Annotated in this window: 17 protein-coding genes; 15 read left to right on the top strand and 2 right to left on the bottom strand. The window is 41.9% G+C overall.

What is annotated here, in order from left to right; genetic code table 11:
- Positions 1 to 3: 3 nt before the first annotated feature.
- On the top strand, positions 4 to 3,132 hold the full coding sequence (locus tag AC1DO4_RS05925) for a PAS domain S-box protein (RefSeq protein ID WP_477413815.1): 3,129 nt from the start codon (positions 4 to 6) through the stop codon (positions 3,130 to 3,132).
- Positions 3,133 to 3,234: 102 nt separating this feature from the next.
- On the opposite strand, the gene AC1DO4_RS05920 is transcribed toward AC1DO4_RS05925, so the two are convergent.
- Together AC1DO4_RS05920 and rlmN are read right to left on the bottom strand one after the other, a co-directional pair.
- Positions 3,235 to 3,933: a ComF family protein gene (locus tag AC1DO4_RS05920; protein WP_477413813.1), complete on the bottom strand. Its 699-nt coding sequence runs from the start codon at positions 3,931 to 3,933 to the stop codon at positions 3,235 to 3,237.
- Positions 3,934 to 3,956: 23 nt separating this feature from the next.
- Positions 3,957 to 5,024: a dual-specificity RNA methyltransferase RlmN gene (gene rlmN / locus AC1DO4_RS05915; RefSeq protein WP_477413811.1), complete on the bottom strand. Its 1,068-nt coding sequence runs from the start codon at positions 5,022 to 5,024 to the stop codon at positions 3,957 to 3,959.
- Positions 5,025 to 5,180: 156 nt separating this feature from the next.
- Here rlmN and AC1DO4_RS05910 point away from each other — a divergent pair, with 156 nt between their 5' ends.
- From AC1DO4_RS05910 to sov, 14 genes are all read left to right on the top strand, one after another.
- A complete protein-coding gene (locus AC1DO4_RS05910) occupies positions 5,181 to 6,347 on the top strand; it encodes an amidohydrolase family protein (RefSeq protein ID WP_477413809.1) in 1,167 nt (388 codons plus the stop codon).
- 88 nt (positions 6,348 to 6,435) lie between these two features.
- Positions 6,436 to 6,714, top strand: a complete 279-nt coding sequence (locus tag AC1DO4_RS05905) for an acylphosphatase (protein WP_477401377.1) — start codon at positions 6,436 to 6,438, stop codon at positions 6,712 to 6,714.
- A gap of 40 nt (positions 6,715 to 6,754) precedes the next feature.
- A complete protein-coding gene (locus tag AC1DO4_RS05900) occupies positions 6,755 to 8,254 on the top strand; it encodes a lipopolysaccharide biosynthesis protein (protein ID WP_477413807.1) in 1,500 nt (499 codons plus the stop codon).
- Entirely contained in the window at positions 8,251 to 8,691 is a 441-nt protein-coding gene (dut, locus tag AC1DO4_RS05895) for a dUTP diphosphatase (RefSeq protein WP_477413805.1), read from the top strand. Before AC1DO4_RS05900 ends, dut begins: the two co-directional genes overlap by 4 nt.
- A gap of 187 nt (positions 8,692 to 8,878) precedes the next feature.
- A complete protein-coding gene (locus AC1DO4_RS05890; RefSeq protein WP_477413803.1) occupies positions 8,879 to 10,507 on the top strand; it encodes a tetratricopeptide repeat protein in 1,629 nt (542 codons plus the stop codon).
- Positions 10,485 to 11,273 carry a lipoprotein insertase outer membrane protein LolB1 gene (gene lolB1, locus AC1DO4_RS05885; RefSeq protein WP_477413801.1) on the top strand — a complete coding sequence of 263 codons (789 nt, stop codon included), beginning with the start codon at positions 10,485 to 10,487 and terminating at the stop codon, positions 11,271 to 11,273. The genes AC1DO4_RS05890 and lolB1 overlap by 23 nt, the downstream gene beginning before the upstream one ends.
- 16 nt (positions 11,274 to 11,289) lie before the next feature.
- Positions 11,290 to 12,573: a murein hydrolase activator EnvC family protein gene (locus AC1DO4_RS05880; protein WP_477401383.1), complete on the top strand. Its 1,284-nt coding sequence runs from the start codon at positions 11,290 to 11,292 to the stop codon at positions 12,571 to 12,573.
- 54 nt (positions 12,574 to 12,627) lie between these two features.
- A complete protein-coding gene (locus AC1DO4_RS05875; protein ID WP_477413799.1) occupies positions 12,628 to 13,050 on the top strand; it encodes a Sec-independent protein translocase subunit TatA/TatB in 423 nt (140 codons plus the stop codon).
- 77 nt (positions 13,051 to 13,127) lie between these two features.
- On the top strand, positions 13,128 to 13,292 hold the full coding sequence (gene tatA / locus AC1DO4_RS05870; protein WP_295721341.1) for a twin-arginine translocase TatA/TatE family subunit: 165 nt from the start codon (positions 13,128 to 13,130) through the stop codon (positions 13,290 to 13,292).
- A gap of 99 nt (positions 13,293 to 13,391) precedes the next feature.
- Complete coding sequence (gene gatA / locus AC1DO4_RS05865; RefSeq protein ID WP_477413796.1) at positions 13,392 to 14,816, top strand: Asp-tRNA(Asn)/Glu-tRNA(Gln) amidotransferase subunit GatA; 1,425 nt, start codon at positions 13,392 to 13,394, stop codon at positions 14,814 to 14,816.
- Positions 14,817 to 14,879: 63 nt separating this feature from the next.
- A complete protein-coding gene (locus tag AC1DO4_RS05860) occupies positions 14,880 to 16,184 on the top strand; it encodes a lytic transglycosylase domain-containing protein (protein ID WP_477413794.1) in 1,305 nt (434 codons plus the stop codon).
- Between the two features lie 118 nt (positions 16,185 to 16,302).
- Complete coding sequence (locus AC1DO4_RS05855; protein ID WP_477413792.1) at positions 16,303 to 18,615, top strand: NADP-dependent malic enzyme; 2,313 nt, start codon at positions 16,303 to 16,305, stop codon at positions 18,613 to 18,615.
- A gap of 7 nt (positions 18,616 to 18,622) precedes the next feature.
- Positions 18,623 to 19,207, top strand: a complete 585-nt coding sequence (gene ruvA / locus AC1DO4_RS05850; RefSeq protein WP_477413790.1) for a Holliday junction branch migration protein RuvA — start codon at positions 18,623 to 18,625, stop codon at positions 19,205 to 19,207.
- Positions 19,208 to 19,232: 25 nt separating this feature from the next.
- Positions 19,233 to 26,270, top strand: coding sequence for a T9SS outer membrane translocon Sov/SprA (gene sov / locus AC1DO4_RS05845; protein ID WP_477413788.1), 7,038 nt, complete (start codon positions 19,233 to 19,235; stop codon positions 26,268 to 26,270).
- The last annotated feature ends 16 nt before the right edge of the window (positions 26,271 to 26,286 follow it).

The following is a 26,286-nucleotide window of genomic DNA, read 5'->3' as shown; positions in this document are numbered from 1 at the left end:
ATAATGACAAACAGGCAACATGGATTTATAAATGATGAAGAAAGGCGCTTAGAAGCGTTAAAATCATACCATGTGCTGGATACCTTGCCCGAAAGCGAATACGATGCCATTGCCCGTTTGGCATCATATATATGTAATGTGCCCATTGCTTTGATATCCCTGATAGATGGTGACAGGCAATGGTTCAAATCGAAATTTGGCACCAGTAAGGAGGAAATACCCCGTGCTGGTGCCTTTTGCAATAAAATCATTTTAAATGATGAGGTTCTTGAGATAGATGACGTATCTGAGGATGATGATTTTAGAAATGATATATTTGTAACTGGTCAAAATGTTAGGTTTTACGCCGGCGCTCCCCTCATTGATCCCGATGGCTACCGTTTGGGTTCCCTTTGCGTTATTGATACGGTCTCCCGTAAGCTCAGCAATGAGCAACGAGATGCTTTGCGTACCCTGGCCGATGATGTCATGTCGCACCTTACGCTACGTAAGCAAAAATATGAACTGGAGCAAAGTCTGGTTCGCTACAAGGAATTTTACGATTTGTTTGACAGTTCGCCGGATGTTCATTGCATTATGGACAGGCATTTTAATATCGAACAGGTAAACCATTCTGCAAAATCTATTTTAGGTTATAGCCCGCAGGAAATAATAGGGCAGCCCATCTGGAATTATTTCCCACAAGAAGAAAAAGTTAAAACATTAAAAAAGCTTGAAGCCGGCTTGCTCAAACAGCAACACAAATTTGATATTGAAACTGTAGTATTAACGCCTGCAAAAGATATAAAATGGATAGCCTGGTCGGTTACTTTTAATGGAAACAAATGGTTTGCCAGTGGCCGGGATGTAAGTTATCAAAAACGCATTTCGCATGAACTGGAACAACTGGCATTGGTGGCAAGCAAGGTGAGCAATGGCGTGGTAATAAGTAACGCTGCCGACGAAGTTGTTTGGGTAAACCATGCCTTTGAGCATATTACCGGTTTTAACCTTGCCGATGTTGAGCATAAATATCTTGGTGCTACACTGAAGGGTAAAGTTGTTGACCCTGTTGCTGAAGCGAAATTACAGGCCTCGATAAAAAATAAAGAATCGTACGAGGCTGAACTTTTAATAACCACTAAAAATGGAGCGCTTTTATGGATAACTGTAGTTAATTCGGTTATACGTAACAACGAAGGTGAGGTTGATAAGCTTATAAGGGTGATCATTGATATATCAGCCCGCAAAAAAATTGAACAGGATCTTGAAGTTTTATCCTTCGCGGCCAGGAAATCGCCAAGCGGTATTTTTATACGCGACATACGGGGCAGGATTTTATGGATGAATGAAGCGCAGGAGAATATTATAGGTTACTCCTTTGCCGAACTGGAAGGAAAAGCAATTGGCTCCGCAMTTATAGGGGAAGATACCGACCTTACAGTATTTGAGAGCGCGGTGCAAGCCGTGAAGGAAAACAGGCCTTACGAGGTTGAAATGAAGGTGTACAAAAAGGATGGTACACCAATATGGATCTTTTTATCAAACAGTCCGGTATTTAATGAGGCTGGAAAAGTTGAACGGCAAATTGGCGTTATGGTTGATATTACCGAACGCAAAAAAAATGAGGAGGAGCTTACCTTATTGTCATTGGTAGCCAGCAAAGTTACCAGCGGCATTGTTATAAACAACTGCGATGGCCAGGTTGAATGGGTAAATAAAGCATTTGAAGGAATTACCGGATATGATATAAATGAAGTAAAAGGCAATCACCTTGGCGATGTGCTAAAGGGGGCACTTACTGATGTTGCCATTATTCAACGGGCTCGTGAGCTTTCAAAAAATAAACAATCATTTGAGGTCGATCTTCTTATCTATCGAAAAGATGGACAGCCATTATGGGTTTCGGTCATCAATTCGGTGATACTGGATAGGCATGGCAAAGTTGATAAGTATGTCGAGGTAATTATTGATATTACGGCCAAAAAGAAAGCCGAAATAGAACTAATTGCAGCCAAAGAGGAGGCATTACAACTGAGCCGGGCAAAGGATATGTTTATATCTGTAATGAGCCATGAGATACGTACGCCATTAAATGCCGTTATTGGAATGTCGCACCTGTTGTTGGAGGATGGTCCGCTGGAGTCGCAAAAAGAAAACCTTGAAATACTGAAATTTTCTGCCGGAAATTTATTAACACTGATAAATGATGTGCTGGATTTTGCAAAAATGGAGACGGGCAATGTTGAACTTGAAAAAGTAAGGGTTGACATCCACGACCTGGTTCAAAGTATCAGCAGCTCACTACAATACAAAGCTGCCGAAAAAAATATCTATCTTAGCAAAACGATAGATGATGCCGTACCTCAAATTATAATAGGAGATCGTACCCGTTTAAGTCAGATATTATTAAACCTGGTAAGTAATGCGATTAAGTTTACAAATACAGGCGGTGTAAATATCGATTTGAAAGTTATACAGGAAAGCGAGAAGGATGTAAGGATAAGGTTTTCGGTAACAGATACAGGAATTGGGATTGCCGCTGATAAAGTAAATGTAATATTTGAACAGTTTAAGCAAGCCGAAACTGACACTACGCGCAAATATGGGGGTACAGGTTTAGGATTGGCCATAAGTAAACGCCTGATTGAGCTGCACGATTCAAGAATAAATGTGGATAGTGTACCCGGTCAGGGGTCGGTTTTTTGGTTCACGATAACCTTTAGCAAAGCAGATAACGAATTGAACAGCAATAATAACAACGTGGAAGAAGGACTGAAAATTAATGTTTTGGTAGTTGATGATAACCAGATTAACCGGTTATTGATCAATAAGATACTAAAAAGGTGGGGCGCGGATGCTGATTTTGCCGAGAATGGTATTGAGGCAGTAAATAAGATACTGGCCAATAAAAACTACAATGTGGTACTAATGGATATTCATATGCCCGAAATGGGCGGCCTGGAAGCAACCCAGGTGATCCGCTCAAATCCTGAAACCTATTTTCAACAATTACCGATTATAGCCCTAACAGCATCAATGCTTAGTAACCAAATGGGCGAAATAGGTAATGCCGGTATGAACGATTATATCCTAAAACCATTTGACCCAAAAGTGCTTTACGAGAAATTAAGCAGGTACCAGCACCAATAGGCCCCCCAACCCCTTGAAGGGGGGAGTAAAAGATAGCAGTTGCCGTGAGTTTCCAACTCGTGGTATACACGGCCTCAGCTTTTGGCTGAAATTAGCAAGGCGCTACACGGCATAGGCAATTGTGGCAATACTTAGCTTCAATCCCGGCACTTTCAATAATTCTATCCCACATGCCTCCAGTGTCGATCCGGTGGTAACAATATCATCTACCAGTAAAATATGTTTGCCAGCCAGCCTTTCGGGTTTGGCAACTGCAAATACTTCCTGCATGTTCTCAAACCTGGCAAAGCGCGATTTATGGGTTTGGGTGCTTGTTGCAATCCTGCGTATTAAATTATCTAATTCAACACCCGCGTCTATTTTTTCTGCCAGCCCTTCTGCAAAACATGCGCTTTGATTGTACCCGCGTTCTTTCAGTCGTTTTTTATGGAGAGGCACAGGAATTATGTAATCTACACTGTTAAAAACCGGGTTCTCTTTTAGCTGGTTGCCTGCTATGTTTCCTACCAGGTTTCCAATTTGTTTCATACCGCTATATTTAAAATGATGCATCAGGTTTTGTACGTTGCCACCTTTATTAAAAAAGTAAAGGGCATAAGCAGCTTCAATGTTTATTTTGCCATAAAACTGTTGCGCAACAATATTATCGGGTTGGGTGTGGAAGTTGGTATAAGGCAAATTGTAGCGGCAATCAGAACAAATAATATGCTCATGGGCAACCAGGCTGGCATTGCAGGCAGGGCAAAGTTGAGGAAATAACAGTGCAACAAAATCGGCAAGGTAACCGCCTGGTAATTTCATGCCATTAATTTAAGGCAGATTTTTTAAACTTCGACAACTTTAGCCTTTTCTTTGATTGCCAGTTGTCCGCAGGCCGCGTCAATATCCTTACCCCGGCTACGGCGTAGGTGCGTATTGATGCCTTGTTTTATGAGGTAATTTGCAAATATCTCTACTTTATCTTCGTTGGCGTTAACATAGCTGGCAAAAGCAATAGGGTTGTATTCAATAATGTTCACCTTGCAGGGCAGGTGTTTGCAAAATTTTGCAAGCTCCATAGCATCCTGGATGTTATCATTAACCCCATCAAAAATGATGTACTCATATGTTACCGGGTTTTTGGTTTTGGCGTAGTAGTATTTCAGCGCTTCGGCAAGTGCTTTTAAAGAGTTTTGCTCGTTTATAGGCATTATGGTATTGCGCTTTTCGTCATTAGCGGCGTGTAATGACAGGGCCAGGTTGAATTTTACTTCATCATCGCCCAGTTTTTTAATCATTTTGGCAATACCGGCAGTGGATACTGTTATTCTTTTTGGCGACATGTTAAGGCCATCCTCGGCAGTGATACGCTCTATTGAATCCATTACGTTTTTGTAATTGAGCAATGGTTCGCCCATGCCCATGTATACAATGTTGGATAAAGGGATGCCATAGTTTTCGCGCGCCTGCTGGTCAATAAGTACCACCTGATCGTAAATTTCATCGGGATTCAGATTCCTTTTACGGTCCATATATCCTGTTGCACAAAACTTACATGTGAGGCTACAGCCCACCTGAGACGACACACAAGCAGTCATTCTGCCCGGTGTTGGAATTAAAACACCCTCAATTAGGTGAGTATCGTGTAAAATAAAAGAATTTTTTATAGTTTTATCAGCACTAATCTGCGATGTGTTAATTTTAACGTTGTTGATAACAAAGTTTTCATCCAGTTTAGTACGAAGTTCTTTTGAAATATTGCTCATCTCGTTAAAAGAGAAGCACGATTTTTTCCAAAGCCATTCATAAACTTGTTTAGCCCGGAAGCTTTTTTCCTCCATTCGGATAAAATGCTCCTGTAAGGCTTTCAAACTCAGGCTTCGGATGTCAATTTTACCTTTTGTATTGTTCACATTGCAAAAGTACTTAAATTTAAAAAAATCTGTCTTTTTTTAAAGTCATTCTTTTGGTAGAATAAAACAATAATTAAAAGTTAATTGTAAATACCCTGCGCAAAGAAGTGTTCTGAATAAAAACGTGATGAGATGCTACCCCAATTTTAAATTTGAATGAAAAGTTTTAAAGCCGATTACGTTTTCCCCGTTTATGCCGATCCTGTTAAGAATGGAATTGTTACAGTTGATGATTTGGGCAAGATCATCTCAGTTACTGATCACCGCAACCCTCCAGATGGCCCTATTGAACAAATTAATGGTATTATTTGCCCCGGGTTTGTAAACACCCACTGCCATACAGAACTATCACATTTAAAAGAAAAAATAAACACCGGCAATGGGCTGGTTTCTTTTATAAAAGATATTCAGACCTTCAGAAACTCCGACCAAAAGCTGGTGGAGGACGCCATCGAAATGGCCGATCAGGAAATGTATGATAATGGTATTGTTGCCGTAGGCGATATATCCAATACCAATTTCAGCATCCCGGTTAAGGCTAAAAGTAAATTGTACTATCATACCTTTGTAGAAACCTTTGGTTTTTTACCGCAAAATGCCACCGAGGTTTTTGATAAAGCTGTGACTCTGCTTAATGAGTTTAAGCCAATGCCATGCTCAATAACCCCGCACGCGCCTTATTCAGTGTCAAAAGAATTGTTTAAGCTGATCAGGAAGCACAGCGAAGAGGGCCATAACCTCATTAGCATCCATAACCAGGAATGCGAGGACGAAAATAAGTTTTACAGGTACAAACTGGGGGGATTTCTTGAGCTTTATAAGCATTTTGGTATTGATATTGGCTACTTTAAGCCGCAGGCCCGTAACTCTATGCAATCCATTATCCCATTGTTAACCAATAAACAAAAGGTTTTGCTGGTGCATAATACCTGCACCAATTTAAAGGATATTTATTTCATCAAACGTTTCGACCGTAGAGTAAACTGGTGTTTTTGCCCCAATGCCAATTTGTATATAGAGGGTAAACTACCTAAAATAGAGCTGTTTGTTGATCAGGGCTTTAACATTACCCTGGGTACCGACAGCCTGGCATCAAACAATAGTCTGTGTATGCTGAGCGAAATGCGCACTATTCAAAAAAAATTTCCTGCAATAAGTACACAGCGGTTAATAGAATGGGGTACGCTTAACGGGGCCGAGTTTCTGGGTATTGATGACGAGAAAGGCTCATTACAGCCAGGGAAAACACCCGGCCTTAATTTAATAACGGGTTTGGATGGCTTGAAGATAACACCCGAATCAAAAGTTAAGAGATTAATTTAAATTTGAAAATTTGAAGATTTGGTAATTTGAAAATGAAGAACTTTACAGCTGAATTTTCAAATCTTCAAATTACCAAATCCTCAAATTGATGAAACATCTCAATATTATAGTTAAAGGCAAAGTTCAGGGTGTATTTTATCGTAAAGCAACCAAGGCGGTAGCTGATCAGCTGGGCGTGCGGGGATTTGTTAAAAATGAACCCAATGGCGATGTTTACATTGAAGCCGAAGCCGACGATACAATCATTGAAATGTTTATAGATTGGTGTAACGAAGGGCCGGAAGATGCCCAGGTTACTTCTGTTGAAACCCATGAGGACGAATTAAAAAACTATCGTAATTTTGAGGTTGTAAAAAAGCGCTTATAATTATTACGGGCTTTATCATTTACCTCATTAAATAAATACATTGTCAACCGCTAAAAAGTTTGCAGGGCAAACAGCCATATACGGTCTAAGCACCATCATTTCCCGGATGATATATTTTGTGCTTACGCCAATTTACACCCGAACGCTGCCTGTAGGTGGCCTTGGTATTTTCACAACTTTGTATGGTAATGCTTCTATTGTTAATGCGATATTGGCATTTGGCATGGAAACAACCTATTTCAGGTATCTGCAAAAAAAATCTGATAATAAGCAGCAGGTTTATAATAACGCTTTTGGTGCAGTTATAGCAGTTTCATTAGTTTTCCTATTGTTCAGCTTTCTTTTTTTGGATAACATTATTGAATATACACAGGCGGGAGTGACTAAGGACCATGCAGACTACACTTTTTATGTTAAAAATTTTCTCATCATACTGGTTGCCGATGCTTTTTGCGTGATACCTTTCGCTAAGATCCGTGCAGACGGAAGACCTGTTAAATATGCCTTTATAAAGTGTACTAACATTTTGTTTGTAATGCTGCTTAATTTGTTTTTCCTCTTTGGCCTGCCATTTATAATTAATCACCAACTGCCAGGCGCGCAATGGATAGCAAGCTGGTACAGGCCGCACTGGGTTGGCTATGTTTTTTTAGCTAACGCCATAGCCAGTATACTAACCATCTTTTTGCTGTTACCAGAAATATTAAAGCTGAAACTTAAGTTTGATCTGTTTATATTCAAAGAAATGTTTGTATACAGCTGGCCTATATTGATCGCAAATATTTCATTCATCATCAACGAATCAATAGATAAGGTAATGCTTAAGCAGATGCTTCCACATGCCATTGGTGATCAGCAGGTTGGCATTTACGGAACATGCGCTAAAATAGCTTTGTTCCTGAGTATTTTTGTACAGGCTTTCCGTTTAGGTGCCGAACCTTTCTTTTTTAGTCATTCAAAAAATAAAAATGCAGGCGAAACATATGCCCGTATCATGACTTATTTTGTAATTACTGTTGCTTTGATATGCGTAGCGCTTACTGCAAACGTTAATATTTTAGCGGTAATTATTTTGGGCAAACATACGGCCGATAACATATACTGGTCGGGTTTGGGTGTGGTGCCGTTACTGCTGTTTGGGTACTTAAGTTTAGGCATTTACATGAACCTGTCAGTTTGGTATAAACTGTCAGATCAAACCAAATACGGATTATATATATCGGGCATCGGCGCTATATTAACCATTACTTTAAATTGGTTCTTTATTCCAAAATACAGTTATATGGCCTCGGCCTGGATATCCTTGGCGGCTTATGCTACCATGATGGTGCTATCATACTTGTGGGGGCAAAAAAACTACCCAATCCCTTATAATCTGAAAAAGAACCTGGCTTATATTATAGTATCAGTGGTGCTGGTGTTTTTATCGTTCACGGTATTCAACAGGAATATATTTGTGGGTAACGGGCTTTTTCTGTTATTTGCTTTAGCCGCATTTTATTTTGAACGCAACGAATTAAAAATTATATTTAAAAGATGACCATTAGGATAATTAACAGATCGAAAAATAGTTTACCTGCTTATGAAACAGCCCATGCCGCGGGTATGGATCTGCGGGCCAGCGTTGAGGAAACTATCCTGCTTAAACCAATGGAACGTAAACTGGTACCAACAGGTTTACATATTGAATTGCCGGTTGGTTTTGAAGCACAGATAAGACCCCGAAGTGGCCTGGCATTTAAACACGGTATCGGCATTGTAAATTCGCCCGGAACTATTGATGCCGATTACAGGGGCGAGATAAAGGTATTGCTTATTAACCTGGGTGCTGATGTGTTTGAAATTAATAACGGCGATAGGATAGCCCAGATGGTGGTAGCTAAACATGAAACTGTGAACTGGCACGAGGTAGAGGTATTAAACGATACTACCCGGGGCGAAGGTGGATTTGGACACACAGGAATCGGACTGAAGTAGAGGGACAAAACGATCAGGCAGAAAAAGGGTTAACTTAGATAAGAATATGCAGAATACGGGATTAAAATATGGTTCAAAAAACAGGATTGGCGCTTATTATAATAGTGGCGTTGTCTTTTGTCTTTTGTCCTTTGTCCTTCTTCTCCAAATCCCTGCTTTTGCTCAGAAGCAAACTGCTTCAAAACCCATGACCTCACTCGATAGTATGGAGGTTAAACAGTTGTTCTTTTCGGCCCTGCGCGAAAAAACGGTTGAAAATTTGAAGCATGCTTCTGAATTGTTTGAGCGCGTAATTCAGGCTGACCCGCAAAATGATGCCTCACTTTATGAATTGGCCAATCTAAAAAAAATACAGAATGATTATGCCGGTGCCCAGCCGCTGCTGGAGCGTGCGGTTGCAATAAAGCCCGATAACGAATGGTATTGGGTAGCGCTTGCTGATAGCTACGAAAAAAGCAACAATTTTGGCAAACTTGAAAATGTATTTAATCAGCTTATTCATATCAATCCGGATAAACCCGATTATTATTTTGATAAGGCCAACACTTACCTTCAATTGAAAAGGTACGATGATGCACTAAAAGTTTACGACCAGTTGGAGCAAATTACCGGTATGACTGACGATCTGCTGGGCAATCGCGAAAAAATCTATCTAAAACAAGGTAAGATTGACCAGGCCGCCGGCGATATTGAAAAAGCTATAGCTGCCAATCCCGGCCAGATGCGTTATTATTTGCTGTTATCAGAAATTTATAATTCCAATGGATTAGGCGATAAAGCTTTAAAGGTTTTATTACAGGCCGAAAAACTCGATGCGGCTAACGGGATGGTTCACCTGGCGCTTGCCGATATTTATCGTGATAAAAAAAATAACGATGCCTGTTTTGATGAGCTTAAATTGGCCTTTGCGATACCGGACGTTAACATCGACCAAAAAATAAGAATAATTACAGGTTACTACCCCAAATTTCCAGATCCCAATGCTAAAGCAAGCGCCCTTGAATTAAGTAGGATATTAACTATTACGCACACAAGCGATAGCAAAGCCTTTGCCATGTATGGCGATATGTTGCTGCAAAGCGATAAGTTGAAAGAAGGCAAAGCGGCATATAAAAAATCAATTGAACTGGATGGGCAGGTATATGCTGTACATGAACAACTGGTACGCATTGAACTAAGTCAAAACGATTTGGAAGGCGCTGTTAAGGATGGCGAAAACGCGCTTTCATTGTTCCCTAACCAGGCCTGGATGAATTACCTGGTAGGTGTGGCCTGGGCGCAGAAGAAAGATTTTAATAAAGCGCTGGGTTATGTTAAAAATGCAACTTCATTAGAAATTCAGGATAAGGAACTACTTTCGCTAAGTTTTTCTTTATTAGGAGATTGTTATCACGACCTGAAAAATAACAAAAGCTCTGATGACGCTTATGATAAGGCCTTGGCTGTTAATCCTGATAATGCTTATACCCTAAACAATTATGCATACTATTTATCGTTAAGAAATGAAGCTTTAGATAAGGCGGCGCAAATGTCGGCCCGGTCTAACCAATTGCAGCCTAATACCGCATCGTTTGAAGATACCTATGCATGGATATTATTTATGCAAAAGAAATATCCGGAGGCTAAATTGTGGATGGAGAAGGCATTGGCGCACGATAAGGATAATAGTGCAGTTAAATATGAACATTATGGCGATATTTTGTTTTACTTAGGTAATACCGATGCTGCTGTGCAAAACTGGAAGAAAGCCAAAGGCTACGGAGAACAATCTCCGGTTTTAGATCGTAAAATAAATGAAAAGAAATATATTGAATAAATTACTGGTAGTTTGTTGCTTACTTGCAATGGTAAGTTGTAAAGCCCGTAAGCAGGTTTTAGTTGCCCGCAAAGCCGATGCGGCAGTAAAAGCTGTAGATAGTAAAGCCAGCAAACTTGCCGCGATAAGAGCCCAGCAGTTAAATTTTAACACGTTTGCCGGTAAGGCAAAAACTAACCTGGATATTAATGGCAACAGCAATGATGTAACACTGAATATACGCATCAGTAAGGATAAAAAAATATGGGTATCTATTACAGCTATACTGGGTGTTGAAGTTGCCCGCGCGGTTATTACACCCGATAGCATACTGATGATAAACAGGTTGGACGGTGTGTACCTTAAGCGACCATTTAGCTACATATATACGTACGCCAGCAAACAGGTTAATTATAAAACACTTGAATCGTTATTGGTAGGTAATGCCATTCCCGAATTGCTTAATGAAAAAGCAGACATTATTACTGTGACCGGAAATACCACCTTGAGCGGTGATCTTGAAGACCTGGTTTATAAACTTGTTATTGGGGCCGATAATAAAGTTACACAAACAAACCTGGATAGCCAAAGCCAGGGGCAATCATTACAGGTTGCTAATAACACCTTTATACAGGCCAATAACCGTATCCTGCCATCGCAAATAAATATCGCATCGGTAGTAAAAGATAAAAAAATAAAAGTAAACCTGCATTATACCAAGGTTGATTTTGATCAGCAACAGGAGTATCCATTTAGTATTCCTGACAGGTATGAGCCGTCCAAATAATTCCTATTTTTGTTTGATGAAATTTTTAAAAGCAGCTCTCTTTATTATAGCAGTATTTATCGCGGTTGATGTGCATGCCCAAAGCAGTCAGGAATTAAAGCGAAGGCGCGATAAATTATCTGAAGAGCTGGAACAGCTTAATAAGGATTACCAGGAAACTTCAAGCAATAAAAGGGCTACCCTAAAACAATTAAGCCTGTTAAAGGCGCAGATCAGCCTTCGTGAAGAAAAGATCAATATCATCAACTCCGAAGTAAGAAATTTAGATAACCAGATCTCTGAGAGTAATAATACTGTACATAGTTTACAAAGCCAGTTGGATCAGCTAAAAAAAGAGTACGCTGCTATGGTCCTTTTTGCCTATCGCAATCAAAGTGCTTATAATAAACTGATGTTTATTTTTGCTTCTAAAGATTTTAACCAGGCCTACAAACGTTTAAAGTATTTACAACAGTTTGGTACCTATCGTGAGCGGCAGGCCGGTTACATACAGGGTACGCAAAAAGAACTGCATGTAAAAATAAACGAACTTGACAGAACCAAACAGGAAAAAAGCACTTTGCTGGTAGATCAGCAAAAAGAAAAAGAAACTCTGGGTAAAGAGAAGAATAGCCAGGTAAAAGTGGTAAAAGATCTTTCGCAGCATGAAGGCCAGCTAAAGCAGCAGCAGCGGGATGTGCAAAACAAAATTGCTAAAACCAACCGGGAGATAAGCGCCGCTATACGCCGGGAGATTGAAGAAGCCCAGCGAAAGGCCGAAGCCGAGGCAAGAGAAGCGGCAAGGATAGCTGCCGCTAAGGCAAAGGCCGAAAACAGGCCGGCGCCGGTAGCAGCTAAGCCTGTAGTGCGAACCAGTTCAAGCTATTTGAACGCCACGCCCGAGGCGGCTAAGCTTTCAAATGACTTTTTAGGTAACAAAGGCCGGTTGCCATGGCCCGTTTCAAATGGAGTTATAACCCAGGGGTTTGGTGTGTATACATCCGAAGGGATCAGAAGTGAAAATACCGGAGTTGACATCCGTACAAATGCAGGCAGCGCGGTGAGGGCGGTTTTTGACGGCGAGGTGATAAGGGTAGTTGATGTGAGCGGTACATATTTGGTGATGATAAAGCATGGCGAGTATTTTACAGTGTATGGCAATTTACGATCGGTAAGTGTGGCGCGCGGACAAAAGGTAAGTACCAAACAAGCTTTAGGCGTAGTTGCCACCGATCCGTCAACAGGTGAAACCGAGGTGAACTTTGATGTTTATAAAGTTAAAGAGCCAATGAATCCTAAATTATGGCTGGCGCCTAATTAGTTGTAAACTATAAGATATTTAAATTGTTTATATTTGTAACCTAAAAAAAATGCTATGTTAAGTACAGTTTTTTTATTTTTAAATATTGGTACAGGCGAGATGGTACTGATACTTTTTGCAGCATTAATGCTTTTTGGAGGCGAAAAGCTTCCTGGTATGGCGCGTACCCTTGGTAAGGGGATCCGTGATTTTAAAGATGCATCAGAGGATGTTAAACGAGAGATTAACAACCAGATAAATAGTTTTAATGATAAAAGCGAAGTAACTACTACAAAACCGGTAATTGAAGAACATGAGCAACCGCTTATGGAAGAACATCCGGTTGATGAAACACCGGTTGCCGAAAGTGTGGAACAACATCCAAACCCGGTTATCGCCGAAAATAAAGTTCCGTACACAATCCCGGTTTCGGATATTCACGTAAGTAGTGATGAGGAGCCTGTTACTGAGTCAAAGATCGACCTTAATAAACATTAATAACTGCTAAGCAAAAGCAGGATAAAAAGAGAATTCTATCATAACAACAATATTAATTTATATAAAACTTAGAAATTATGGGTTTAGGGGCACCAGAAATTATTCTGATCATCATGGCAATACTCTTACTGTTTGGCGGTAAAAAAATACCCGAACTAATGAGAGGTTTAGGAAAAGGCGTTAAAGAATTTAAAGACGCACAAAACCAGGACGGCAGCACCGAGGAAAAACCTAAGGTTTAATACCTTAAGGCTTAACCGTTTTGCCGCTTTATTTAAGATATAAACTTATCTGTTAAATAATTTCTTATTTCAACGGATAAGTTTTTTTATTTTAGCCCCATGGCTAAATTTTATTCCTCTTTAACTGAAATAAAGAGCGGGTTGCAGCGTGCGGAAATTACTGTTCAGGGTCTCGTGAAAAATTATTTGGACGAGATTAAAAAGAACGCCCATTTAAATGCTTTTAATGAAGTGTTTGAAAATGAAGCATTAATCAACGCTAAAAATGTTGATGAGCGCATAAAAAATGGTACTGCCGGTAAGCTGGCCGGTATGGTTATCGCTATAAAGGATAACATTTGCTATAAAGGGCACCAGGTAACTGCGTCATCCAAAATTCTTAAAGGGTTCACTTCCATATATTCATCAACCATAGTTGAGCGCCTGCTTGCCCAGGATGTTGTGATAATAGGCCGCTGTAACTGCGACGAGTTTGCCATGGGCGGCTCAAACGAAAATTCCTATTACGGCCCGGTAAAAAACTATGCAGATCAAAAGAGGGTTTCCGGGGGCTCATCAGGCGGATCGGCAGTTGCGGTGCAGGCCAATATGTGCCATGCGGCAATAGGTACCGATACCGGAGGCTCGGTAAGGCAGCCGGCGTCATTTTGTGGTGTAATTGGCTTTAAACCCACTTATGGTCGTATTTCCAGGCATGGCATAATTGCCTATGCTTCATCATTTGACCAGGTTGGCCCTATCACCCGTTCTGTTGAGGATGCTGCCTTGCTGTATGAGGTTATGGCCGGTCCCGATGAATATGATAATACTTTAATACAGCAACCTGTGCCATCTTTTACTGTCAGCACCGAAAAACCGGCAAAGAAAAAGATAGCCTATTTGCAGGAGTCTATATCAAGCCCGGGTGTTGATGGCGAAGTAAAGGATGTGCTGGTGAAATATATTGATAAATTACGTGCAGAAGGGCATACCGTAAAACCTATCGCTTTTGAGCAACTGGATTACCTGGTACCAACCTATTATATACTGGCCACAGCCGAAGCGTCATCAAACCTGGCGCGTTTTGATGGTGTACATTATGGTTACCGAAGCCCGGCGGCAGATGATCTGCAATCAACGTACAAACGTTCCCGGTCCGAAGGGTTTGGCAAAGAGGTAAAACGACGTATAATGCTTGGGACTTTTGTTTTAAGCGCAGGTTATTATGATGCGTACTATGCCAAGGCGCAAAAAGTACGCCGCCTTATCAGGGAAAAGACAGTGGAAATCCTGGATGAATACGATTTTATTTTAGTTCCAACAGCGCCCGAACCCGCATTTCCGATAGGTGCCGAAGAAAAAGATCCGGTGATAACGTATCTTTATGACATTTTTACCGTACAAGCATCATTAGCCGGGGTGCCCGCTATATCATTGCCAGCTGGCAATAATAGTCAGGGTTTGCCGTTAGGATTACAATTATTGACTAAACATTTTAACGAAGATCAACTGTTAGATTTTTCTGAATATTTCTTAAAACTTTAAAAAATTAATATTTTAGAGAATTATCTGATGCAGGAAGCATCATCACTTAATCAAATCCAAATAATGAAGAGATTATTTACGCTTACCATCTGCCTTTCACTAATTAATATTATTCATACCAACGCGCTTCCATCTTTACGGCAAGCCGGTCGTTTTAATGTATTCCGCAATGAGGTTAATGCTGATACTACCATAGTGCCGGTTATTAATCATCCCTTGCCAATTGGAGCCCAGGGCAGCATTTATAAGCGCCGTTTAGATTCTGTCCGCAAAGATATACAGCTTGATTATAATGAATATGTGCAAAGCTACATTGATTTGTACATGCATAACCGCGATGAAATGGGGCAAGTTGCGGGGCTTGCTAAATATTACTTCCCTATTTATGAAAAAGCTTTCCGTGACGCCGGCATTCCCGAAGAAATAAAATTCCTATCCATAGTTGAGTCGAAACTTGATCCTAACGCGGTATCAAGGGTTGGGGCTACCGGGCCGTGGCAATTCATGTCAACCACCGGGAAAATTTATGGTTTAAATATGGACAGCTACGTTGATGAACGCCGCGACCCCATACAGGCAAGTTATGCTGCTGCTGCATACTTAAAAGATGCCTACCAGGAATTTGGCGACTGGCTGCTTGCCATAGCATCATACAACTGCGGCAAAAGTAATGTGGAGCATGCTGTGGAAAAAGCAGGACCGGGTAGTGATTTTTGGGCTATACGCCAGTATTTACCAGCCGAAACACGTGGATATGTACCCGCCTTTATAGCCATGAACTATGTGATGAACTATTATAAAAAACATAATATAGTAGCACAGGCCTGTAGTTTTTCGGTGCGGACGGATACCGTGATGGTGAAAAAATTTGTATCGCTTAGTAACGTTGCAGCGGCATTAAATGTAGGTATAAATGAGCTTGCTATGCTTAACCCCGCTTACAGGAGGTTAATCATCAATGGCACACAGGCCGCGCCGCGCAGGCTTATTCTGCCACAAACATCAAAAGAAAATTTTGCAGCTTTATATAATGTGCTAAACAGCGCCGGCGATGCGGTAGCGCCAATGACATTTGCCGCAAGGCCCGCTGCTGCCAAAACAACGGTGGCAGTCACAACAAATGCAACACCTAATCCTAATCTGTATGCTGAAGGCAGCAAACCCGAACGCCGGATGCCGGCATACCACAAGGTAAAAAAAGGCGAAACTTTAGCAGGTATTGCCGATAGGTACGGTGTTGAAATTCATGATCTTAAAGTTTGGAACAATCTGGAAACTAACCGTGCGCCTATAGGGCAAACTATAAGAGTTGCAGCCGGTGGTGATATTTCAGCAAGTGTTTCCCCTAACCCCAATACTGCCCTGTAAGCAAAGGATAATATCTGATAAAAGAATAGCCCGATTTTGACAAGATTCAAAGTCGGGCTATTTTATTTCAGGTTACCATAAAAAGAATTGTAATTTTGGGCGCTTGAATTTTGATAAGATGAACAAGAACAACCGTAAACAGGACGCACTAAATTACCACTCAATGGGGCGCCCCGGCAAGATAGAAGTAGTACCCACCAAACCTACCAATTCGCAACGAGACTTAACAATGGCCTATTCGCCTGGTGTTGCAGAGCCTTGTTTGCGCATAGCCGAAAATGTTGATGATGTATATAAATACACAGCTAAAGGTAACCTGGTGGCGGTTATCAGCAATGGCACTGCCGTATTGGGTTTAGGTAATATCGGCCCCGAGGCCAGTAAACCTGTAATGGAGGGTAAAGGCCTGCTGTTTAAAATTTATGCTGACATTGACGTGTTCGACCTGGAGGTTAACGCCAAAAGTGTTGATGAATTTGTAACAATTGTAAAGGCACTGGAGCCAACCTTCGGCGGCATAAATCTTGAAGATATATCGGCGCCAACCTGTTTTGAAATAGAACGCAGGCTAAAGGCCGAAATGAAGATCCCTGTAATGCATGACGATCAGCACGGTACGGCCATCATATCGGGGGCGGCCTTGATGAACGCCTGCGAGATACAGGGTAAAAAGCTTGATAAAATAAAAATGGTAATTAATGGTGCTGGTGCCGCTGCGGTTTCCTGCTCAAAAATGTACCTTTCATTAGGGGTTAAAAAAGAGAACATGGTGATGTTTGACATCAACGGTTTATTAACCCCGGACCGTACCGACCTGGATGATACCCGCATGCAGTTTGCTACCGACCGTACCGATATCAAAACATTATATGATGCCATGAAGAATGCCGATGTGTTTGTCGGCCTTTCTGCCGGTAACGTAGTTACCCCGGATATGCTGAAGCAAATGGCCAAAAAACCTGTTGTTTTTGCTATGGCTAACCCGGTACCCGAGATTGATTATGACCTGGCCATTAAAGCCCGCGAAGATATCATCATGGCAACGGGCAGGTCTGATTTTCCTAACCAGGTTAATAATGTATTGGGTTTCCCCTATATTTTCAGGGGGGCGCTTGACGTAAGGGCTACAGCCATTAACGAGGAAATGAAGATAGCTGCTACGCATGCTATTGCCGAGATGGCAAAAAAGCCTGTTCCCGAAGCGGTTAACCTGGCCTACAATATTACTAACCTAAAATTCGGTAAGGATTATATTATTCCTAAACCTATGGATCAGCGATTGATCACCGAGGTATCTATGGCCGTTGCCAAAGCGGCTATCGATTCGGGAGTTGCACGTAAAGTGATAACCGATTGGGATGCCTATGCCGAGGAGCTGAGAACACGACTGGGAACAAATGACAAATTGCTGCGTAACCTTACCGCTAAGGCCAAGCAAAGTCCTAAACGCGTGGTTTTTGCCGAGGCTGATAATTATAAGATCTTAAGATCGGCCCAAATAGTAAAAGATGAAGGTATTGCTACACCAATATTATTAGGCAACATCGAGAAGATAAAACAGATTATGCGTGATAATGACCTGGATCTTGGTGATGTGCAGATAATTGACCCGCGCGATGGCTGCGAGAATATGCAGGAATACTCGGAATACCTGTACAAGAAACGTCAGCGCAGAGGTATCACCTTGTATGAGTCGAAGAAATTGATGAGCGATCGTAACTATTATGGTGCCTGCATGGTTCAGTTTGGCAAGGCTGATGCTTTGATTTCCGGTTTAACCAAAGACTATGTTACCACCATTAAACCGGCATTGCAAATCATCGGTACCGAACAAGGTGTAAACCGTGTTGCTGGTATGTATATGATGATAACATCAAAAGGTCCGGTGTTTTTTGGTGATACCACGGTAAATGTAAACCCTACCATTCAGGAATTGGTAGATATAACGGTATTGATTGACCGTTCTGTTAAACAGTTTAACATTCAGCCACGGGTTGCTTTGCTGTCTTACTCCAACTTCGGTTCAAACGAAGGTGAGATCCCCGAGAAAACCAGAGAAACCGTAAGACTCCTGCATGCTAATTATCCCGATATGATAGTAGATGGAGATATGCAGGCAAACTTTGCCCTGAACTCAGATCTGCTGGAAGATAATTTCCCTTTTTCTACATTGACCGGAACGCCAGCCAACACCTTGATATTCCCTAACCTGGAATCAGGTAATATCGCCTATAAACTATTACAGGAAATAGGCGGAGCAGAAGCTGTTGGTCCAATACTGTTGGGCCTTAAAAAGCCGGTGCATGTATTGCAATTAGGTAGCTCTGTTCGTGAAATTGTGAATATGGTTACCATTGCTGTTGTTGATGCACAGGCAAAAGCGGGTAGAGAAAAGCCGACGAGTATTTTTGATAAACTTAAAGGGAAATAATATTATTATGTACGATTATATTGGTGGTAAGCTGGTTTTTAAAAGTCCGTCGCATGTGGTTATTGATGCCGGGGGCATAGGTTACCATATTAATATTTCGTTAAATACATACTCGCGGCTTGGAGCCGATGAAAGCTGCAGGCTTTATATATGGCAGCACGTAAAAGAAGATGCGCTCACCCTGTACGGTTTTGCCGATGATGGTGAGCGCCGCTTATTTATGCACCTGATATCCATCTCGGGTATAGGACCTAATACCGGGCGAATGATGCTGTCATCAATAACACCTGCTGAAATACAGGCTGCAATTATAAGCGGCAACGTTTCGCTTATACAACGGATAAAAGGGATAGGCCCCAAATCGGCACAAAGAATAATTTTGGAGCTGCAGGATAAGTTACGTAAAGAGGGGCCGGATACCTTAACTGTTGTGCCAATAAACAAAACTGCTAAAGATGAAGCACTTAGCGCCCTGGTAATGTTGGGCTTTGCAAAAAATGCTGCCGAGAAGGTGCTGGATCAGCAGCTGAATAATAATAATAGTGATTTAACCGTTGAACAACTGATTAAATTTGCTTTAAAAACCCTATAATTACGTCTAAATTTCGACTTAACTTTTGATCAGAATATTTACTTATAATATTATTATAAGTGTGTTGTTAATTCTTGCTTTTGGCGGGCTGGGTGGCGCTTTTGCGCAGCAGCCGGTTCCGAACGCTAAGCGTGATACAACTCAAAAAAATGCGCCCCTCAATTTAGCTCAACCCAAAAATGTTAGGCTCAGGGAGGGTATTTTCAGTTCCGACCCTCCGGGCCTGGTACGTACAATTGAATATGATGCTGCATCAAACCGATATATTTTGTATGAGCGTGTTGGTAATTTACTATATCGTCCGCCTCAGTATCTCACCTTTGCCCAGTACTTAAAGTTAAAAGAAAAATCAAACCAACGCAGTTATTACAAACAGCTGGCTGATGATTATGCTTACGATTCGCAACAGCCCGGCTTTATTCCGGTTATAAAAGTGCGGAGCCGGACCTTTGAGCAGATTTTTGGCAGCCAGAATATAGATATCCGCCCGCAGGGTTCGGCAGAAATGATTTTGGCCGGGCAGGTAAATAAAAACGAAAATCCTTTATTCAACACCAGGCAACGCAGCCAGTTCAATTTTAATTTCGATCAAAAAATCCAGTTAAATGTAACCGGAAATATTGGGGATAAATTAAAGATCACCACCAATTATAATACCGATGCCCAGTTCCAGTTTGAGAACCAGGTAAAGCTGGATTATACCGGCTCGCCCGATGAAATCATCCAAAAAATAGAGGCCGGAACGGTTAGTATGCCCCTGCCCACTACATTGATCACCGGTAGCCAGGCGTTGTTTGGTATAAAAACAAAGCTTAAGTTTGGCCGGCTAGATATTACCAGCATTTTATCGCAACAGCGGTCGCAATCAAAAACCATTACTATAACCAATGGATCGCAGCAAGGTGAGTTCAGGCTTACTCCTGCAGATTACGAGGCTAATAAGCACTTCTTTTTATCGCAATACTTCCGCAACAATTATAACAAGGCGCTGTCCAATATTCCCATTATCAGTTCAAATATAAACATTACCAAAATTGAAGTTTGGACAACCAACCGCACCAATGTAACCACCGATTCAAGGGATATTTTGGCTTTCCTTGACCTTGGCGAAAATAAACCTTATAACACTACGCAGATACAGGGAGGAGCTGGTTTTAGTGGTTTGCCGGCTGGTTTTAAAGGTCCTGGTTTTGCGCAGCAATCAAACTCGTTATTAAACAATTTGCCTGCAGCTGCCCGGCAAACAAATTCAAATGCTGTTGCCGGCTACTTTCAATCAACCGGAAGCACTAATAACTACGCCAAGCTTACCTATGCCCGAAAGCTTACCGATAAGGAATATACGCTGCATCCGCAGCTGGGTTATATCTCACTTAATTATCCTTTAAATAATGATGAGGTATTGGCCGTAGCTTATCAATATACCATTAACGGCGTACAGTACCAGGTGGGTGAGTTTAGCAGCGATGTTGCGGTTGACCCTAATACACCAAAGGTGTTGTTTGTAAAGTTACTGAAGAATGAGTTGCTTAAAACCAATTTGCCATCCTGGGATCTGATGATGAAAAACATCTATTCGTTGGGTGCATTCCAGATAGCGCCAACCAATTTTAAATTAACCGTTACCAGGCTTGATGATAAATCGGGCATCGAAAAAACGGTGATGGAAGAGGGAGCAAATATCAAGGGCAAATTATGGCTGCAGGTTACCGGCCTTGATAACCTTAACCAGCAAAGCGATAAACACCCCGACGGTTATTTCGATTTTTTGGAAGGCGTAACCATCGATTCGCAAAACGGGCGGATTGTTTTTCCAACAATAGAGCCTTTCGGCTCAGATCTGGCTGCTAAATTCACAGCCGGAGAAGCCGATCTGGCAAAGCGATATGTTTATCAGCCTTTATATGATTCAACCAAAACCATAGCGCAACAGTATTTTCCGGCCCTTAACAGGTATGTGATAAAGGGTACCTATACCTCAACCGGAGGATCGGAATACCAGCTGAATGCGGTGAACATTCCGCAGGGGTCGGTAACTGTAACCGCCGGTCAGCTTAAACTGACGGAAGCCACCGACTATACTATTGATTATAATGCCGGGCGGATACGGATACTTAACCAGGCCCTGCTATCATCGGGTCAGCCCATCAGCGTAAAGCTGGAAAACAATGAGCTTTTTGGTGTACAGCAAAAATCGTTATACGGCTCGAGGTTTGATTATCATGTAAATGATAAACTGGCATTAGGCGGAACCCTTATGCACCTTACCGAGCAGCCTATTACCCAAAATGAAATTGCCGGTGAAGAATCTATTTCAAATACCATATGGGGTTTCGACGCCAACTACAGTTCGGATTCAAGGATGTTAACCCGGTTGGTTGATAAAATCCCATTTATCCACACCAAAGCCCCGTCGTCGGTTACATTCTCGGGCGAGTTTGCCCAACTGCTGCCGGGTAGCCCCGGCGCGCTAAATTTTGCCGGTTCCAAAAACGGAACTTCGTACCTTGATGATTTTGAAAACAGTCAATCAATTATCGATATAAAGAGTGCCAATGCCTGGCAAATTTCGGGAACGCCACAGCTATTTTCAGAATCATCTGTGTTTAACGACCTGAGTTATGGCTACAACCGGGCCCGGCTGGCATTTTACAATATCGACCCTATATTTTACACCAATTCTGGTAATATTCCCATGTCCCGGGCCGATCTGTCAAACCATTACGCGAGGCAGGTATTGGAGCAGGAGGTATTTCCATATAAGCAATCAAGCACAGGGCAGCCTTTAACGCTGGCTACGCTGAACATGGCTTTTTATCCAAACATACGCGGACCTTATAACTACGCGACCACTGGCTTTAATCCTGATGGTACATTGCAGAACCCTAAATCACGCTGGGGCGGTATGTTCAGGAAACTGGAGACCAACGATTTTGCATCGTTAAACGTATCGTACATCGAATTTTGGGTACTCGATCCTTTTATATACAAACCAAATTCGGCAGGTGGCGATCTGTATTTTAATCTTGGCAGTATATCTGAAGATATATTGAAGGATGGCCGTAAAAGTTTAGAGAACAGCTTGCCGGTAAACGGCGACGTGACACAGGTAGACGAGACCAACTGGGGCAGGGTATCAAAGTTGCAGCCGGTTATTAATGCGTTTGACAATAATCCAAGTTCCCGTAAGTTGCAGGATGTTGGTTTGGATGGCTTGAATGATGCTGATGAGCAAACCAAATTTGCCCCAGTAGTAACGCAGGTTAAAGGCCAGTTGAGCGGGCAGGCTGCAACCAGTTTTGCTAATGACCCCTCATCTGATGATTACCAGTATTACCAGGGTACGGCCCTTGACCAGGCAAGGTTAGGGATCCTTGACCGGTATAGCAAATACAACGGTACCGATGGCAACTCAAAAACATCAGAACAATCACAAGCCGAGCTGGGTATCCAGAACTCGGCATCAACCTCATTGCCCGATGGGGAAGATATCAACCGGGATAACAACATGAGCCAGGAAGATTCATACTTTCAGTACAAAGTATCTATTCGGCCGGGAGACATGGTGGTTGGGCAGAATAACATCAGCGATAAGGTGACAGCCACAGTAAAGCTGCCTAATGGCACCACACAATCGGTAAACTGGTACCAGTTCAGGATCCCGATAAACGATTACCAAAGTAAGGTAGGTAATATTGAAGATTTTAAAGCTATCCGTTTTATGCGGATGTTCATGACCAATTTTGCCGATACAGCTATATTACGTTTTGCAACACTGGAGCTGGTACGTGGCGAGTGGCGTGCCTTTAATACCGAAAAGAACCCGCTAAACGTAATTGCAGATCCTTCAATAAGTAACCCACCGATAGATAATTCAACGCTTGATGTACAGGCAGTAAATATTGAGGAAAATGGCAACCGTACACCTATCCCGTATGTGGTACCACCGGGCATTCAGCGCCAGCGTAATTATAATAACCTGCAAACCAATACCAAGCTGAACGAACAATCATTATCTTTGAATGTAAAAAGCCTGCGGGATGGCTATTCAAGGGCCGCTTTTCGTACTTTTTTTAACGATCTGCGTAAATACAAACGCGTACAAATGTTTGTACATGCCGAAGGCGATCTGTTAAAGGATAATGACCTTAACGCGTTTTTGCGTTTAGGTACTGATTACCAGGATAATTATTACGAGTATGAGGTCCCCCTGAAAATTACGCAACCCGGCACCCGCGACCCTGATGCCATATGGCCTGATGCCAATGCCATAGACCTGGAACTGGGCCTGCTTACCAGGGCAAAGCTTAAGCGAAACCACTCGAATGTTGCCTATAACCAGGTTTTTAAATATACCGAAGGCAACCAGGTAGTTTATTTAAAAGGCCAACCCGACTTGAGCCGCTTGCGTACCATTATGGTTGGTGTGCGCAACCCGTTGAAAAGCGACCAGGCATCGGCTTTAGATGATGGATTGGATAAAACAGGTACCGTTTGGTTTGATGAGCTGCGCTTAACCGATTTTGACCAGCGAGGGGGCTGGGCGGCAACTGCGAGGCTTGACACCAAGCTGGCCGATTTTGCTGATGTTACGGTATCGGGCAGTAAAACTACGATAGGTTTTGGTACGCTGGATTCCAGGCTGAACGACAGGAGCCAAAGTGATGACCAGATATATGACATATCGGCCACTGCAGAACTGGGTAAGTTTTTCCCGGATAAAAGCGGCATCCATATCCCGGCATATATCAATGTGTCATCGCAAAAAAGCATGCCACAATATGACCCTGGCTCGCCGGATATTGAACTAAAGCAATCACTTGCAGCCGCCACAAGCACTAAGGAGCGGGACTCGATAAAAAATGTGGCTGTTGATTATACCATGCGCAAAAGCTTCAACTTTACCAATGTGCATAAGGCCAAAACGAATCCAAATTCACCAAACCGCATCTGGGATGTAGAGAATCTGAACGCCAGCTATGCTTATACCGAGTTCCTGCATCACGATTTTACCACCCAAAATGACGTCGAAAAGTCGTACCGTTTTACACTGGCTTATAATTATACCAATACGCCAAAATATTACAGCCCTTTTGCAAAAATCATCAAGAGTAATTTATTGGCGCTGGCGCGTGATATTAACTTTAGCATACTGCCATCAAGGTTAAACTTTAGTATTAATTTTGATCGTTTTTATTCGGAAAATACCCTGCGGGATAACGACCCTAATAACTTTATCCCCATACCAACAACAACTTTTAACAAATACTTTAACATTACCAGGGTTTATGGAATAGGGTGGAATTTATCAAAATCATTACAGCTGGATATTGATGCCACAAACTTAGGGGTAGTTGATGAACCTGCAGGGCGTATTAATGGTTTAAAACGCGATACGCTTTGGGATAACCTTAAAAAGCTGGGGCGTACCACCAATTACAACCATACCATTAACCTGAATTATACCCTGCCTATCAGTAAAATACCGGGGCTCGACTGGACATCGGTTGTTACCCGTTACAGTACGCATTTTAATTGGCAAACCCAGCCGTTGTTTGCCATAAATGACCCATCGTACGATGTAGGTAATAGCATAAGCAATTTGCGGGAAATACAGGTGAACCCAACTTTTAACATGGTTTCGCTATATAATAAGTTTCCTTTTATCCGCAAGGCTGGTAATCCCAACGCGCCCGGAGGATTAAGTAAAATTTTAATCGGGCTGTTAACCAGTGTTAAAAATCTTAGCGCAACCTATTCGCGAAAGGAGGGTACGTATATACCCGGGTACCTGCCGCAATCAGGTTTTTTTGGCCAGAATAGCGATTATAATGCGCCAGGCATAGGGTTTTTGTTAGGCAGCCAAACCGATATACGTGCCAAAGCAGTAGCGAATGGCTGGATCACTACAGATACACTGCAAAACCAATTGTATACTACCTCGCTTAACGAGGATATGCATTTCAGGGGAATAATAGAACCATTTAAAGATTTGCGTATTGAATTGATAGCATTTAAAACACAGGATCATAATTATCAATCGAACTTTAAATACCTGGTTGCTACCAATAGTATCCAAACATTAAGCCCCGTAACTACGGGGAACTACAGCATATCGTTTTTAACCATCGGTACAGCATTCAAAAAAACTACCGGTGTTAACAACACGTCGCCACTGTTTGAGCAATTACTGACTAACCGCACCATTTTATCGCAAAGGCTGGCTACTCAAAATCCCAACTCGACGCACCTGGTAGATTCTGCCGGGTTTGTGGATGGGTACGGCCAGAACTCACAAAATGTATTAGTGCCTGCATTTTTGGCCGCGTATACCGGTAAAAAAGCAACAAAGAGCAGTACTTCACAGTTTCCTAAAATACCTATCCCGAACTGGGATATCAGGTATAACGGCTTAGCTAAAATTCCATTCTTTGCCGATATTTTTGATTCCTTTGATTTAAGCCATGGTTACCGTTCATCTTACAATGTAAGCGGCTTTACCACCCTGCTGCAATACCGGGAAGCCGCCGGCGCCAGCAGCGCACGCGATTTAAACAACAACTTTTTACCACTGTACCAGTTTTCGCAGGTAACTATATTTGAGCAGTTTGTTCCGTTACTGGGAGCGAGTGCACGGTTCAAAAACAGCATGACAGCCAATATGGAGTATCGCCAAAGCCGTACACTTAGTTTAAGTTTGCTCAACAGCCAGCTGGCGCAGCAAAACGAGCGGATAATGGTTTTTGGTTTTGGTTATCATACTAAAAACTTCCATTTTCCGTTTGGTTTGTTTGCAGGCGGTAACCCTAAGGATGTTAATTTTAAGCTTGATTTTTCGCTGCGGGATAATAAAACGCTTATTTACCGTGCCGACGTGGAAGCCGCAGAAATATCATCGGGTGCGCAAAATATTACGGTAAGGCCGTCCATTGATTATGTGATAAACCAACGTTTTAACCTTAACCTGTTTTACGATTCAAACCTTACCAGGCCTTATACATCGCAAACCTTTAACACTGCATTTACCAATTTTGGTATCAACCTGAAACTGTTACTTCAATAGTATCAGAAGATTGGGT

This window comes from Mucilaginibacter sp. P5_A6, from assembly GCF_056400585.1.
The sequence above is the reverse complement of the archived record's forward strand: the minus strand, read 5'-3'. Positions and strand labels throughout refer to the sequence as shown.

Bases quoted from the DNA above. Each gene is read 5' to 3' on its own strand.
- AC1DO4_RS05920 (WP_477413813.1), bottom strand. From the start codon at position 3,933: ATGAAATTACCAGGCGGTTACCTTGCCGATTTTGTTGCACTGTTATTT.
- AC1DO4_RS05910 (WP_477413809.1), top strand. From the start codon at position 5,181: ATGAAAAGTTTTAAAGCCGATTACGTTTTCCCCGTTTATGCCGATCCT.
- AC1DO4_RS05905 (WP_477401377.1), top strand. From the start codon at position 6,436: ATGAAACATCTCAATATTATAGTTAAAGGCAAAGTTCAGGGTGTATTT.
- dut (WP_477413805.1), top strand. From the start codon at position 8,251: ATGACCATTAGGATAATTAACAGATCGAAAAATAGTTTACCTGCTTAT.
- AC1DO4_RS05890 (WP_477413803.1), top strand. From the start codon at position 8,879: ATGACCTCACTCGATAGTATGGAGGTTAAACAGTTGTTCTTTTCGGCC.
- lolB1 (WP_477413801.1), top strand. From the start codon at position 10,485: ATGAAAAGAAATATATTGAATAAATTACTGGTAGTTTGTTGCTTACTT.
- AC1DO4_RS05880 (WP_477401383.1), top strand. From the start codon at position 11,290: ATGAAATTTTTAAAAGCAGCTCTCTTTATTATAGCAGTATTTATCGCG.
- AC1DO4_RS05875 (WP_477413799.1), top strand. From the start codon at position 12,628: ATGTTAAGTACAGTTTTTTTATTTTTAAATATTGGTACAGGCGAGATG.
- tatA (WP_295721341.1), top strand. From the start codon at position 13,128: ATGGGTTTAGGGGCACCAGAAATTATTCTGATCATCATGGCAATACTC.
- gatA (WP_477413796.1), top strand. From the start codon at position 13,392: ATGGCTAAATTTTATTCCTCTTTAACTGAAATAAAGAGCGGGTTGCAG.
- AC1DO4_RS05860 (WP_477413794.1), top strand. From the start codon at position 14,880: ATGAAGAGATTATTTACGCTTACCATCTGCCTTTCACTAATTAATATT.
- AC1DO4_RS05855 (WP_477413792.1), top strand. From the start codon at position 16,303: ATGAACAAGAACAACCGTAAACAGGACGCACTAAATTACCACTCAATG.
- ruvA (WP_477413790.1), top strand. From the start codon at position 18,623: ATGTACGATTATATTGGTGGTAAGCTGGTTTTTAAAAGTCCGTCGCAT.